We start from the raw sequence: 13927 nt of genomic DNA, 5'->3' as shown, positions 1-13927 counted from the left end.
ATTTTTAATCAATTTTTAATTCTTAAATTTCTAAACAGTCTTTCGAAATTATTCAGTCCTCTAAATTATTTAAGCATTAAAAATTGATTCATTGAAAATTTAATAAAAATTAGAAATTAGAAATTGAAAATTATCCTTTAAGCATGCTTTTAAAAAATAAAAAATTCACCATTTTTATGACTCTCTGTTTTATCCTGATGACGACAGGGGGTTTCGGTTGCAAAAATAAAACAGGGGATGGAAGCGCGTCTCCTTCTATCACTCCTTCGGGAATAGCGACGGAGACAACCCCGTCTTCCGCGCCGTCTTTGCCCGTAGCGCCGCAAGCCGTGGATGTTGTTGATGAAGGGATAAATGCCGAATCAGAATTGAGAACCTTAGCCCGCGATTTTACGGAGGTGTGGGGCACTTTTTCCAGCGCGGATAATTGTCAAAACATCAAAGCTCTTTTAGATTATATGTCGGGCCGTTTCCGCGCCGAGTCTGAAGGCATCATTGAAGAACAATGCGCTGAACGATATAGCGGCTTACCATTTGAATGGAAAACCATGGTCTTGGAAACAGTTGTTTTGAGCCAAGAGAAGAAACAAGCAAAGATTTTAGCAGTAACCGAGCGCACGATCCAAAGGGGTGAAGTAAGCGAGAGCCATTATGCCAATCTTCTTTTAAATTTGGTCGTGGAAACGAACCTCGCCGGTCAAGATGAATGGAGGGTGGATCGCGCTTCTTGGGCGGATTAAAATTTTCTAAAAAACATTATGGCAGAACGTGATAATTCTCAAGGACAAAATATTGATTTTAGCGGTAAGAATATGGATATAGATGTGCAAAAGTCCGCGTCGCTCAAGGCAGTAGGACGCGGGACTCGCGGAACCCCGATTAAGCGCAAAGATACTCGCATTACCGAGGAAGGAGATCAAGGGGTTGCTGGCGTTTTGGATGAGGAATATAAGAAGCAATGGGACACAGCGCGGCGCAGGATTAAAAAGGTAGCAATAGGAGCCGCGGTGGCTGGAATAGCGGCAAAGGCAAAAAAGAAAAGCTATCTTGCCCGCCAAGCGGCACGAGAAGAGGAAGCAAGAAGGCAGGAGGAAGAATATAAAAGGAGAGAAGCTTTATCCGGTCAGGGCGTGGGCAAGGAGAAAGAGGAGAAGCCAGCGGCAGACCAAGAGAAAGAGGAAAAAGAGGAAGTCCCGGAATTCGGGGAAGTTCCGGAGGAAGAAGGGGAGGGCGAGGGAGCGGGCGAAGAAGGGGAAGGAGAGGCTCTCCCCCTGCCCGAGGGGGAGGTGGAGGGGGAGGGAGCAGGCGAAGAGGAGGAAGGCGAAGATATAATGGACAGGATAAAGAAGGCGGCAGAAGAGAGGGGTAAGAAAGAGATAAAAAAAAGAAGAAAAGAAGCAGAATTTCAGAGACGTTTGAAGGAGTTGCGGCAGCCGGAGAAAATAGCGCCCAAAAAACCTGCGAAAATCAAAGTTCCTGCCAAACTTCGGCCGCGAGCTGCCGTGCCAAAAGCGGGTCCGGCCGCGGGAGCCGCGGGAAGAGCTGCGGGAGGCGCAGGAAGGGCGGCAGGTTCTGCTCTTGCAAGGGCGGGCGCCGCGATAGTGGCAGGAGGCGGGTTAGTGGCTCTTATTATCGCAATTATTATATTAGTCATTATCTTAGTGGTAGTAATTGTTTTTTATGTCAAAGCGCAAAAAGACTGTGACGGCACTGCTTCGGGTCAGGCTTTCTGCTCTGTTTTTAAAACGCCAGGGGGCATGGGCTATGGCAATCTGGGCGGTTCTTCTTATGGATCTTCTGGCGAGACGGGAGAGCCCAATGGCTGGCAAGCTAATTTGGTCGCGGGGGGTAGTCAGTTAAATGAAGCGGATCCGCAGCTCATTGATTTTATTAATTGTATTCATAGCGGTTTTCCTGCTGACACTAATGCCTGGCAGGTTACCTCTCTTTCTGATGGCGCGGGTCTTGCCACCTGTCAGGGAAATAACTGGACCGATCCCGCCTGCGCCCATGGTCAATGGTCCTGCCATTATGGAGGGCATAATTGCAACCAGTCAGTGGCTTTTGATGTTCAACCTGTTGATAGCACAAAAAGAAATAAAATTGGTGATCAAATCTATGTCCGGTTAAGGGCGGAAGCAAGTTTGTGTGGCACACAGATGAATCTTGACGCGGGTTTTCTGAACGAGACCACAAGTGCTAATCATATTCATTTGAGCATCAAGGACGCGGAGTGTGATTGCGCGGAGAATTTGACTCCGCCATAATTTGCAGCATTCTATTTTTTATCTTGAATTATGAAATTCACTTTATTTGGAAAAACCCAGAACCCCACCCCACCTCCCGCTTTCCAAGGGGAGGAAGATTTTCACTCCCCTTGCCCGAAGAGGGGAGACAAGAGGGGGAGGGAGAGGCTCCTCATGAATATTTTATGATTTTACGAAAGTTCCATAATTCACAGCACTCAAATCTCAAAACACAAATTCTTATGAAAAAATATTTTTTCCTTATTTTCTTGGTGATTTTCCTTGGCGGTTTGGCTATGCCTAGCGTCAGCCGCGCAACTCAAACAGAATGCGAAAAGACGGAAGGGACTTGGTTAAAATTTCCCCTTCCAGTTGTATTTGATAGAAATTTGACAGGGTTAGGATCGTTGAAAGACTACACACAGAACGGCCGCTGTATTAAAAATCCCGTGGTTTTAATTTTCATTCTTTATGACTTGGGTTTAGTCTTAATGGCGATCGCGGGAGTGGTGATGATAATGGTCGGCGGTTATCAATACCTAACCTCTTTGGGCGGGGATCAGGCGAAACAAGCGAAGACCCGTATTTTTTACGCTATCGGCGGCTTGGCTTTGGGTTTAACGTCTTTTGTCCTGTTGAGGTTTGTGAATCCTGATTTAATTAATTTGACGTGGGACAACGAAAAGCTGTCCGAGAGTTTGAGGGAGGCAGTGACTAAGATTGAGCAAGATAATTCAGCCGGCGCCGCCTTCTGCCCCACGGATTCGGTGCCAGAATGCAGTCCTGCCTTGAAAAAGCGAGTAGGAGATGTTTGTAAAAAGGGTGCCATACCGGGCTATTGCGCGCCACAATCCAATGTTGGCGGCATTTGCGCTTGTGATGTCGACAAAACCAATTGCGCTGAAGAATGCAATGGCAATCCGAAAACTATTTGTAAAAATAAGGCCTGCTACACCGCCATCAATACCAATAAGCAGGGAACTTGTTTGGAAGAAGTTGGTGTGGTGACATGTCTAGATATTCAGAGTCTTTGCACCAACGACACAGAATGCGGCTTCACCCGTCTCAAGGATGTGCCAGATCTGAATTGCAAGGGAATGTATCCTTGTAAAAAAGACGGTAAAGATGGTTTTTGCCTGGGAGGAAAAAATCTATGTTCTAGTTTAACCGAGATTTGTTCCCCTACCTGTAGTGGAGATTCTAACAAGGGGACAGAGGATTTAAGGGAAAAATGCCACGGAAAACCTATTAACCCAGCTGATTGGAGTAAGCCGCCGACAGCAGTTTGCTTCAATGGCAGCTCGCATCTGTTAATATCCCCCTCCGAACCCACACGGCAGTGTACGGATAAAGATGTTGCAATGGAAAGAGCTTGCCAACAAGCAATAGGCGGCCAGTATGGACTTTGTCAAAAAGATGGTAATAACTATAAGTGCAATACAGTTCTGTTACAAACACAATAATTATGGATTGTGCTAAGTAAAAAACTTGATTTTAGGGGAATCCATGCCACGGTATTTACCGCGTCGCGCTTTGGAGGTCAGACCGAAGGCCCTGTAAAGACGAAAGTCTGACACTGACTCGTGTCGCGCTTTCGCGCGACCTCCAATGAAATCTTAAATGGTGAATTCTCATTTTAAAATTTTACACTGTCATTTTAATTTTTCGGCCCGAGGCCGATCCGTCTAGGGTGGAGATTTTTACATTTTAATTTGTCTACTATGTCCCGTAAAGTTTTCCTTATCATTATTGGCGTTTTAATTCTGGTGATTTTAGGATCGCTTATTTATCTTTTATTTTTTTCCAGTCCGCCGCAAAAATTACCTCCTGCCCCTTCCGCGTCCGCTCCCGTTGCGGAGCCGCAAGCGACGGCGCCAGCGCAAGCGAATGGTCAAACCATTGTGCCCGAGGTTTCTAAAGTAACCCAGGTTGTGGAGAATCGCGTTTTAAGTTTCGCTTTGAAAGGCAATGAAATTGTTTATTATGATGTTGATCAAGGCAAGTTTTTTCGCGTCTTGCAAGATGGCAGAGAAGCCGTTCCTTACAGCGACAGTGTTTTTACTAATGTCAGCGAGGTAATTTGGTCTCCGGACAAGACGCAGGCGATTCTGGGTTTCGGGAATGGCGATCATTATCATTTTAATGTGGGGACGGGTCAGTCCACTAAACTAATGCCCGCCGCGACCCAGTTTTCCTGGTTTGCCGACGGTACTAAGATTGTATACGAGTGGCAGGAAAACGAAGGGGAAAGGCAGCTCATTATCGCGGACGCGGATGGCAATAACTGGGAAAAGATTAAGGATTTAGGTTATGCCAAGCTGCTTGCCGGAAGTTCGCCGCAATTAAACGGACCCGTGGCGATATTGCAGAATTACGCTTACGGGGCGGAACGCAGCGTCTATCTGGTTTATAAGGATGGGGCGGCGGGCGTCCCGATCCGCTTAGAAGGCTATGGCGAAAAAGCAAAGTGGAGCCGGGACGGCAGTCGTTTGCTTTACGAGGCGGTATCGGCGGAGAATTATGAACAATATCTCTGGGTCGTTGACTTGACCGGGACGAACAATTATAATTTAGGGATCAAGAGCTTTATTGAGAAATGCGTCTGGAATAAAACGAGTGAGAAGCTTTATTGCGCCGTGCCTTCAGAGCCCCTTGGCGCGCAAGCGAGCGTGGACGATGAAAGCATTGATAATTTTTGGGAAATCAATACCAAAACCGGGGAAAAGCGAAAACTTTATGATGAATCCGAATCGGACGCGAGATTTGACGCCACTAACCTTTGGCTTTCATCCACCGAAGACAAACTTTATTTTACCGACGCGGGTAACGGGGTGTATGCATTAAGGTTGGATTAAATAGCGCACAATGTAGAACGAAAAACGTAAAATTTAGATAAAGGATTTGTAACTTGAAACTTGTAACTTGTAACACAAGAAGGAAAGTGCTTGAGTTATAGGTTATGAGTTACAAGTTACAAGATTTAAACTTAACACTTTTTATTCAGTAATCTTCAGATATGATTCATCGTTTAGATAAAGTTATCCTTCTAGTTATCACTCTAACCGCCGTTGGCGGCGGAGTTCTTTTTTGGCGAGGGATGAAGAGCCGGCAGATTTCTTTTAGTGCGTTAGGAACGCAAATGGGGGGGAATTTAGCTGAAGTCGTGAGTCCAAACACGGACAATGTGGACCAAGGCAAACTTTTCGCCTATGATGAGGAGGGAATACACGCGTTGCAGACCCCGGAAAACAGTTATTTAGCCCGCGCTAAAAGTGAGAATACCGCCGGCGAAACAACAATAGAAGAAGGGACGGAAGCCGCTCCTTCCGCGCCAAGCGCTGATAATCCGTCCCAAATGGTGGCGGGAAGCGCGGGATATAATAATTTAGCCGGCGAAGGGAATCCTTCGTGGGGGCCGGAGGGCGCCAAAGTAACCATTGTGGAATTTTCTGATTTTTTATGCCCCTATTGCGCCGAGTTTGCCAAGACCGCCTTGCCTCAATTAAAAAGTAAGTATGGCACGCGGGTGAAATTTGTTTTTCGGGATTTACCGATTGAAAATATCCATCCTCTTTCCCCGCTGGCGCACGAGATGGGGGAATGCGCGTGGGAGCAGGGCAAGTTTTGGGAGCTCCACGATTTAATTTTCGCGAACAGCGCCCGTATTACCGAAAGCCTTCTTGCCTCCTTAGCGGAAAAAGCGGGTTTGGAAATGACAAAATTCAATACCTGCATGAATCAGGGTGAATCGAAGTTGAAAATAATGGAAGATTTAGATGCCGGCATTTCCGCCGGCATTTCCGCCACCCCGACATTGTTTGTGAATAATCAAAAAGTGGAGGGAGCAGTGTCGTTTGAAGAGTTGAGCGGAATCATAGAGGCAGAGCTAAATAAAGTTCAAAATTAAAAGTTTAAAATGCCCGTCCGCAACGTCTAATCTAGCCGCTTAGGCTAGCATGGCGGGCGTGGCAAAATTACAGTTTAAGGTTTAAAATTGATTTTTGTTATCTTTTAGAGATTAATGGGACGACAATTTGATTTGGGTTTTACAAAGTTAATTTTTAAATTTTGAATTGTAATTTTTAATTTTGCATTTTACATTTTTAATTAAGCTGTTTAGAATAATAAGATAGTATTGATTTCTGGAAAAATGAGCAAGGTCAAGACAATTTATATCTGTTCTAAGTGCGGAGCCGAGTTTTTGACTTGGCAGGGAAGATGCACGACTTGCGGGGAGTGGAATAGTTTAGTGGCGGAGGCAAGAGGGGAAGTGCGGAACGCGAAAAGCGCCGCTCTCCCAGCCGCCACAGAAGTTTTAGGCGATATCCAAAACACAGATTTTACACGGCTTACTACTTATTTTTCCGAATTTGACCGGGTTTTAGGCGGAGGGATTGTTCCAGGATCCCTTATTTTGTTAGGCGGAGAGCCCGGGATTGGCAAATCCACTTTGATTTTGCAAGCCGCAAGCAGGGTTAGCGAGTTGAAGAAGGTTCTCTATGTCTCCGGCGAAGAATCAGGCGCTCAAGTGAAATTGCGCGCCGACCGCTTAGGTTTTCCCGCGGGCGAACTTATCTTTCTGGGAGAGCGGAATATTGACGCGGTTTGCGCCACCATAGAAAGTTTGAAGCCGTCTTTGGCGGTGATTGATTCCATTCAAACAATGTCTTCTGAAGACATTCCAGGCGAAGCCGGCGGTATCACCCAAGTGCGCCTCGCGACGCAAAAGCTCGCTCAAGTGGCGAAAACAAATAATATCCCGATTTTTTTAATTGGTCATGTGACCAAAGAAGGCAATGTCGCGGGACCTAAAACCCTGGAGCATTTAGTAGATGTAGTTTTGTATTTAGAAGGGGAGCGTTACCATACTTTTCGCATTTTGCGTGGCGTAAAAAACCGTTTTGGTGCGACGGACGAAACCGGCGTTTTTGAAATGACGGGGCAAGGTTTGGCAGAGGTCAAAAATCCTTCCCAAATTTTTTTAGAGGAACGGCGGGAGGGTTTGCCCGGCTCTTGCGTTACCGCCACTATTGAGGGCGTGCGTGTTTTTTTAGTGGAGGTGCAGGCGCTATGCACCACGACTATTTTTGGTTATCCGAAAAGAGCGGCTTCCGGCATTAATGCTCGGCGTTTGGAACTTATTATTGCGGTTTTAAGCAAGAGAGCTAAATTGCGGCTCGCTAATCAGGATATTTATGCTAATATCGCCGGCGGATTTCGCGTGGCTGAACCCGCCATTGATTTAGCGATTGCCTTGGCGATTTTTTCCTCCCTCACGGATAAGCCCTTGCCTTCGGACTTAATCGCCCTGGGTGAAGTGGGCTTATCGGGCGAGGTGCGTCGGGTAAATAATATAGAAAAAAGAATTAAAGAAGCGGCGATTTTAGGGTTTAAGAAAATAATTTTACCCTCTTTTTCTACTCTTCAAAACACAGGAGGAATGGAAATTATTAAGGTCAACACAATTCAGGAAGCAATTGAGAAAGTAAAATAAATGTAATAATACCCTCCCTCTTGCCACTGTGTCCGCTCTTAGGGTGGAAGGGGGAGTGCATTTCACCTCCCCTTTCCAAGGGGGAGGATGGGAGGGGTTCTGAAGCTCCCACCCCCTCCATCTCCCCCTCGGGCAGGGGGAGTGAAAATCTTCCTTCCCTTGACCTGTGGGGAGTTAGAAGAGGTCTCCCGCCTGCCATGCTGCCGCTAAGAGCATAGCGGACAGGCACCCTTTTCACCAAATAAAAAATCGGGCCTCAAAAGCCCGTATTTTTTGTTTTTATTTTTAGAAAAAATAGCCATACCTGCACAATCCAGTTTAGGTATGGCGTTGTCTTTGTTGCTATTCCCTCGCAATAAAATTAAATTCCAGCGGGAATCCAAGGGAGGTTATAGACCAAGCTTATTTGCCTCATGGCAAATATTAAAGACTCTAGCCTTATTCATATAATCTATAATTTCACTGTAAGGCACTTCAGTCTTAGTCAGCATCATGCCACCATATTTATCTATTCCACTTTGAACAATTGTGTTGCGGGACAAAAAAAGGACATTTTGAGCCTGCTCCGACGTTATTTGAGGAATTTCTCCGTTCAGGGGAATAATTCCCCGCGGATCTTTAACGATCTTAAAAGATCCACTTTGTACAACAGGAAACCATCCACGGTTTTTTACTGCTTCAGGCAGTTCTAAATCTACAGTATACGTTTCTAATTCCCTTAATCTCATCCTGTGGTTCCTGTCTTCTTCTGCCTTTTGATGGGCAGTGACGTGGACACCATTTCCTAAATGCAAAATTTCCGCAGTGAACGCACTCCCAGTGCATTCATCTATCCTTTGGTCATAGTTCTTCGACATTGTTCCGCTCCTTCTTACACTTTTTGCCATTGCCGCATTTCATAATACCTTCCAAAAAGATAAGTAAGATAGGAGCAAAATCAGGGGGGGTGGTGATCACGAATCCAAATAGCGTTCATATCGTGCCTCCGGTTGCAGTTGTGTCTTCTTAGCGAGAGAATCGCCAAAGACATAAAGATCCATTACTTTCACTATAACTGAATCATTGTAAATGTCAAGATTTGACAAATTTTAAGGATATGTAATATAATAGAGTCAAGGCAAAGGGAAATAATCTTTGGTGTAATACCCCATGCCGCCGCAACCCGAGGTTTTCCCTGCGCCTCCCCATTACAGCCCCCATTTAGAGACGATATAAATAGTTGAATGAAAAGATTTTCTGCCATTGTTTTCTAAAAGGGGTCTTTTTTTATACTAAGCTAATCTCGCTTAGTTTTTTTGTTATTTTTTCTTGGAGGAGGGGATATTTATTTAGGTTTGGATTCTTTTCTAAAAGCTCTTTCGCCTCCTGCCTTGCGGTTTTGATTAAATCTAAATCCCAAAGAGAGCCGATTTTTAAATCTAAATAACCCGCTTGGCGCGTGCCGTAAATTTCGCCTGGACCGCGAAATTGCAAATCATATTCTGCCAGCTCAAAACCATCACGCGCCGAAACCAGCGCCTTCAATCTTTTTAAAGTCCTTGGCTCGTTTGATTCCGTGAAAACAAAAGTGTAGGCTTGTTTCTCGCCGCGTCCCACCCGGCCGCGAAACTGGTGCAGAGAAGCAAGACCAAATCGTTCCGCCCCTTCAATCATCATAATCGTGGCGTTTCGCACATCAATCCCTACTTCCACCACTGCGGTGGCGACTAAAATTTTGGTGTGACCCGCTTTGAAATCCATCATCACCTTTTCTTTTTCTCCTGTTTTCAGTTTGCCGTGGAGCAGGCCGATTTTAAATTCCGGAAAAATTTCTTTTCGCAGTTTTTCGTACTCTTTAGTCGCGGATTTCACGCCGAGTTTGTCAGATTCCAAAATGAGGGGGCAGACCACAAAGACCTGTTCGTGAGCCTGGATCTTTTTGCGGATAAATTCATAAGCGAGATTTCTTTTTTCGGGAGGAACGATTTTGGTGATTACTTTTTTGCGCCCCGGGGGCATTTCCCGAATAAGCGAGATATCCAAGTCGCCATAGAGGGTGAGGGCAAGCGAGCGGGGGATCGGCGTGGCGGTCATAGAAAGAAAGTGGGGAATAAGGGAGGTCGTTTTATGCTGAAGCTCCCCGCGTTGCTTTACGCCAAAGCGGTGCTGTTCATCCACGACCACTAATCCCAAATTTTTAAGCCGCGCCTTTTTTTGAATCAAAGCGTGGGTGCCAATTAAGATTTGGGCTTCTAGTTTTATTTTTTTTGCGCCGGTTGAAAGGCCAATTTTTATTTTAAATTTTTGGAGCAAACGGGAGATTTCTTGAAAATGCTGCTCGGCTAAAATTTCCGTGGGCGCCATCAGAACCGCATTCCATCCGGCAGCCGCGGTTTGCAGTAGCGCCATTGCCGCGACCACGGTCTTGCCGCTCCCCACATCGCCGTTTAAAAGACGGTTCATAGGCTGCGTTTTTTCGAGATCTTTCAAAATCTCATAAGCGCATTTGCGTTGGTCGCAAGTTAAAAGAAAAGGCAGAGAGCGAACGAATGACTGGGCGAGTTTCACATCCATAGGTATGGAGGGCGCCTTTTGTTTGGCTAAGTTTTTTTTATATGCTAAAGCCGCGGTTTGCAAGATAAAAAATTCATCAAAAGCAAGGCGCCTTTTTGCTTTCTCCATTTTGGGGAATGTGGAAGGAAAATGAATCTCGGTTAAGGCTTTGGCAAGAGGAAGGAAGTGGTATTTTTGCCGGATTTGAGAAGGTAAATAATCAGGAATTTTTTGAATTGAGGGCATCACCAGGCTTACCAAATAGCGCAACCATTTCGGCGAGATGCCGTAGGTCACATTATAGATCGGAACAATCCGAGCGGTATGCGTAGTGCGGGGTTTGTAGATTTCGTATTCCGGATTCTGCATTGTATAGTAAGGAATCCCGTATGCCGCTTGACCGCTTAAATATACAAGCATGTCTTCTTTAAGAGTCTCCGCGAGATACGGCTGATTGAAAAAGAGGCAGGAAATGACTCCGGTTTCATCCGCCACTTCTATCTCTGTCAGAAACATTCTTTTACGCGGCGTGCGGATCGTCCGAATCTTTTGGATTTTTCCCAAGACCGTGATGATTTTTCCAGGTTGCAAATCTCGGATGGTAACGATTTTACTAAAATCATTATAACGAAAGGGGAAATAAAAAATTAGGTCATGAATTTTTTCTAGACCCAATTTTTTCAAAGCTTTTTGTTTTTGCGCCCCCACGCCATAGAGGGAGGAAAGGGGAGAGGAAGGGGATAGCATATAATTTCTAATTTTCAATTTCTAATTTTTATTAAATTTATAATGACTTAATTTTTAAACAATAGCATTAAATATTAAAATTTCTGTTTGAAAATTTTAGAATTGAAAATTCAATAAAAATTAAAAATTAGAAATTAAAAATTATTATTGTGCCCTTGGCAGGGATCGAACCTGCAACCTTGAGCTCCGCAAGCTCACGCTCTATCCAATTGAGCTACAAGGGCGAAAGCCAATTTTTCATTCTTAATTTTTGTTTTCCAGGACTTTCACGTTTGGTAACAATTCAATCAAATATGCTTATTGTCATTCCCGCGAAAGCGGGAATCCAGAATTAGTGCTATTAATCTGGATCCCCGATCAGGTCGGGGATGACATCAAACGCGAAGTCCTATTTTCATTGATGCCTGCCGCGGACAGGCTGGAAACTTAATAACACGATAAGCCAATAAAAATTAAAAATTATTATACTCCGCCCTTCTTATATTTTCAATAACCGCGATAAACGGTCGGTGGTTGATTCCTCGGTTTTTTCTAGGTCTTCATCCAGGAAGGGGAGTAAAATCTCCCTTATTTTTACGGGGTTTTGATCCGTAATCTGCATGGAGATTTCCGGGAAAAAAGTGCGGTTGTTCTTGAAATTGAGGGTTTTTACCGGCGGATCGTAAATAATCCAAAATTCTTGGAGGGTGTTATAAGGGTAAAATTTCTCTCCCATCTTCACTCCTTTTTCCGTCAGGGCAAAATCAAGCGTCAGAGGTTCTTTTTTATTCAGAATGTAAAGCACGATCCCGAACATCGCGACGACAATAATGAGGAGATAATTTTTCATCCAAATGCTGGAACCCACCAAAAAGGCGCCGATGGAAAAAGTGGCGATATACCAATTGCGGCTTTTGGGTTGTTTTTCATATTCTGGCGCGCGCCAGGATATTAAAATTTTGCCGTAATTTTCTCGAGGCGCAGCGGGATTGTTTGTCTGAAGATCCTTCGGACTGGAGTCCTCAGGACTGAAGTCCGGCGTAGCCATGATTTGATTTTGAGGCATAGAATGTGTTTTTTATTTTTTTAAAAATGTTTTTTACGATTTCAAGTTTTTCACGGGCGGTAGCCCGCAAGGGAAATCATAACTGATTTTCCTCTTTGGCGGCAAATTCTTTCAAATTCCTTGATTTTAAAAATTCCAAAAGACCATCGTGCAAATGCTCTTTTCCGTCCCAAACAACAATATTATATCCTCCCAAAAATTCTTCGGGTCTTTCCTCTCGGAAAGTTATGGAACGAACTTCTTTCGGTAAAGCTTCGCTAATATGTCTATCCGTGCCACCTCGAACAACGGAAAATTTATCTCCCCAAACTTCCATACTTTCCGGATTCTCAATATCAGTTTTTCGAATTCCTAGCGAGTTTAAAATTGAATCGTGTTCGATGACATATTTAACCGCGGTCGTTTTGGAAACTCTCTTAATGGCAAAATCAATCGCAAACACACCTGCTACTCTGGGTGTAACGGGCAAGCCTCTTTCTTCAAATAATTTCTCAGCACACTCTAAAATGGGAATTCGCAAATCGTAATGGCCATGAGTTTCCGGCACTTCAATTTCAAGTTTTTGCTCTTGTTCTGGAGATAGATCGTAGCCATTTATTATTTCAAAGGTTATTTGTGGACCACGGTCTTCGAGCATAATAGTTAGCGGGTCTCCATTGGACTTCTTCTCAAACTCCGCAATTGGCATTGTTGGTAAAGTTTTCAGCTTAAATTCATCAACAAGTTCACGAATTACTTCTCGCCAACTTTTCTTTTGCTCTTTTGACAAAGCGGTTTCGTAGAGACTATAGAACGGCGTATCTCTTAATTTTCCTTCTTCGTCAAAACCCCACACCTCAGCGCCGCTACAGTGGCCTACGATAATTCTTTGTCTCAAATCTTTTCTAATATGGTCAATAATGCGCCATTGGATACTTTTTACACTCTGACCGGATATCAAAAATAACACCTTATTATCGGCAAGTAATTTTTCCAATTCTGCTATCATTTCGGGCTTTGCCTCAATATACAAATCAGCAATGGTTTCGTCCACATCAGAAATAATCAATTTTACTTTATCATTCCATTGCATATTTTTTTATTTCATTAAATCATCAATTAAAACACTTAATCCTTTGGCGATTTTTGCCATAGTTTCAATTGTCTGATTAGGCTACAATATATGTCTATTTATAAAAGCCCTCCCAGAACCAGACTTCAGATACTTTTCAAATTCAAATGCTTTATATTTATCAGATATTGCAAAATAAAAATCCAATTTTATGGGTAGCCTATTTACTGTAGCTGACACTTGGCCCTTTCGGTGCCTATCAATTCTATCTTTAAGATTATCGGTACAACCAATATAATAACCACCTTTACACTTTAAGCTGTAAACGTAGTACATACGATGGCCCGCTTTCGCGTGTCTACTGGCAGATTTCGTCGCGCTGGAAGCTAACTTCGTCCTGCTGGAAGCGGACTTCGTCACGCCGTAGCCACGCTTCAGCGTGGCGAAGGCGGAGAGGGTGGGATTCGAACCCACGGACCCCTTACGAGGTCAGCACATTAGCAGTGTGCTGCTTTCAGCCACTCAGCCACCTCTCCATATTGGGAATTATGAATCAGGAATTATGAATGAGGAATAAAAATTAAGAATTAAAAATTTAAAATTAAGTTATGCGGTGGGTGTAGGATTTGAACCTACGACCCGCAAAAAGCGGGTTCTGGTTTTTCGCGACCCCGCACAAGGGCGGAGAGGGTGAGATTCGAACTCACGGTCCCGTTGAAGGGACAACGGTTTTCAGGACCGTCCTATTAAACCGCTCTAGCACCTCTCCGTTCTGTTGCGGGGCAGGACCAGTGCATTAAACCACTCTGCCA

At 44.3% G+C, this 13927-nt stretch carries 11 protein-coding genes and 3 tRNA genes; 6 read left to right on the top strand and 8 right to left on the bottom strand.

Going from position 1 to position 13927, the window contains the following annotated elements; translation table 11 throughout:
* Positions 1-143 precede the first annotated feature (143 nt).
* The 6 genes from PHW01_01725 to radA all read left to right on the top strand — a co-directional run bounded on the left by PHW01_01725 (position 144) and on the right by radA (position 7740).
* Positions 144-740 (top strand): hypothetical protein, encoded by a 597-nt coding sequence (locus tag PHW01_01725; GenBank protein ID MDD5626716.1) that lies wholly within the window; start codon positions 144-146, stop codon positions 738-740.
* Positions 741-758: 18 nt separating this feature from the next.
* The gene (locus tag PHW01_01720; GenBank protein MDD5626715.1) at positions 759-2267 is read left to right on the top strand and encodes a hypothetical protein; all 1509 of its coding nucleotides are present in this window, start codon (positions 759-761) and stop codon (positions 2265-2267) included.
* Positions 2268-2488: 221 nt separating this feature from the next.
* Entirely contained in the window at positions 2489-3709 is a 1221-nt protein-coding gene (locus PHW01_01715) for a pilin (GenBank protein MDD5626714.1), read from the top strand.
* A gap of 258 nt (positions 3710-3967) precedes the next feature.
* Entirely contained in the window at positions 3968-5101 is a 1134-nt protein-coding gene (locus PHW01_01710) for a hypothetical protein (protein ID MDD5626713.1), read from the top strand.
* Between the two features lie 161 nt (positions 5102-5262).
* On the top strand, positions 5263-6153 hold the full coding sequence (locus PHW01_01705; GenBank protein MDD5626712.1) for a thioredoxin domain-containing protein: 891 nt from the start codon (positions 5263-5265) through the stop codon (positions 6151-6153).
* Positions 6154-6396: 243 nt separating this feature from the next.
* Positions 6397-7740, top strand: coding sequence for a DNA repair protein RadA (gene radA, locus PHW01_01700; protein ID MDD5626711.1), 1344 nt, complete (start codon positions 6397-6399; stop codon positions 7738-7740).
* Between the two features lie 389 nt (positions 7741-8129).
* On the opposite strand, the gene PHW01_01695 is transcribed toward radA, so the two are convergent.
* The 8 genes from PHW01_01695 to PHW01_01660 all read right to left on the bottom strand — a co-directional run bounded on the left by PHW01_01695 (position 8130) and on the right by PHW01_01660 (position 13884).
* A complete protein-coding gene (locus tag PHW01_01695; GenBank protein ID MDD5626710.1) occupies positions 8130-8597 on the bottom strand; it encodes a hypothetical protein in 468 nt (155 codons plus the stop codon).
* A 409-nt stretch (positions 8598-9006) separates the two neighbouring features.
* Positions 9007-11019 (bottom strand): ATP-dependent DNA helicase RecG, encoded by a 2013-nt coding sequence (gene recG, locus PHW01_01690; GenBank protein MDD5626709.1) that lies wholly within the window; start codon positions 11017-11019, stop codon positions 9007-9009.
* A 150-nt stretch (positions 11020-11169) separates the two neighbouring features.
* Positions 11170-11243, bottom strand: a tRNA-Arg gene (locus PHW01_01685).
* Positions 11244-11497: 254 nt separating this feature from the next.
* Positions 11498-12064, bottom strand: coding sequence for a hypothetical protein (locus tag PHW01_01680; GenBank protein ID MDD5626708.1), 567 nt, complete (start codon positions 12062-12064; stop codon positions 11498-11500).
* 76 nt (positions 12065-12140) lie between these two features.
* Positions 12141-13136, bottom strand: coding sequence for a hypothetical protein (locus tag PHW01_01675; GenBank protein MDD5626707.1), 996 nt, complete (start codon positions 13134-13136; stop codon positions 12141-12143).
* Between the two features lie 81 nt (positions 13137-13217).
* Complete coding sequence (locus PHW01_01670) at positions 13218-13451, bottom strand: GIY-YIG nuclease family protein (protein MDD5626706.1); 234 nt, start codon at positions 13449-13451, stop codon at positions 13218-13220.
* 113 nt (positions 13452-13564) lie between these two features.
* A tRNA-Ser gene (locus PHW01_01665) sits at positions 13565-13651 on the bottom strand.
* Positions 13652-13797: 146 nt separating this feature from the next.
* Positions 13798-13884 (bottom strand) — tRNA-Ser (locus PHW01_01660).
* Positions 13885-13927 lie beyond the last annotated feature (43 nt).

This window comes from Patescibacteria group bacterium (genome assembly GCA_028717685.1).
Classification (GTDB): domain Bacteria; phylum Patescibacteriota; class JAQUNI01; order JAQUNI01; family JAQUNI01; genus JAQUNI01.
The sequence above is the reverse complement of the archived record's forward strand: the minus strand, read 5'-3'. Positions and strand labels throughout refer to the sequence as shown.

What these genes read in the sequence shown, in the direction of transcription:
- PHW01_01725 (MDD5626716.1), top strand. Translation starts at nt 144, where the DNA reads ATGCTTTTAAAAAATAAAAAATTCACCATTTTTATGACTCTCTGTTTT.
- PHW01_01720 (MDD5626715.1), top strand. Translation starts at nt 759, where the DNA reads ATGGCAGAACGTGATAATTCTCAAGGACAAAATATTGATTTTAGCGGT.
- PHW01_01715 (MDD5626714.1), top strand. Translation starts at nt 2,489, where the DNA reads ATGAAAAAATATTTTTTCCTTATTTTCTTGGTGATTTTCCTTGGCGGT.
- PHW01_01710 (MDD5626713.1), top strand. Translation starts at nt 3,968, where the DNA reads ATGTCCCGTAAAGTTTTCCTTATCATTATTGGCGTTTTAATTCTGGTG.
- PHW01_01705 (MDD5626712.1), top strand. Translation starts at nt 5,263, where the DNA reads ATGATTCATCGTTTAGATAAAGTTATCCTTCTAGTTATCACTCTAACC.
- radA (MDD5626711.1), top strand. Translation starts at nt 6,397, where the DNA reads ATGAGCAAGGTCAAGACAATTTATATCTGTTCTAAGTGCGGAGCCGAG.
- PHW01_01695 (MDD5626710.1), bottom strand. Translation starts at nt 8,597, where the DNA reads ATGTCGAAGAACTATGACCAAAGGATAGATGAATGCACTGGGAGTGCG.
- recG (MDD5626709.1), bottom strand. Translation starts at nt 11,019, where the DNA reads ATGCTATCCCCTTCCTCTCCCCTTTCCTCCCTCTATGGCGTGGGGGCG.
- PHW01_01680 (MDD5626708.1), bottom strand. Translation starts at nt 12,064, where the DNA reads ATGCCTCAAAATCAAATCATGGCTACGCCGGACTTCAGTCCTGAGGAC.
- PHW01_01675 (MDD5626707.1), bottom strand. Translation starts at nt 13,136, where the DNA reads ATGCAATGGAATGATAAAGTAAAATTGATTATTTCTGATGTGGACGAA.
- PHW01_01670 (MDD5626706.1), bottom strand. Translation starts at nt 13,451, where the DNA reads ATGTACTACGTTTACAGCTTAAAGTGTAAAGGTGGTTATTATATTGGT.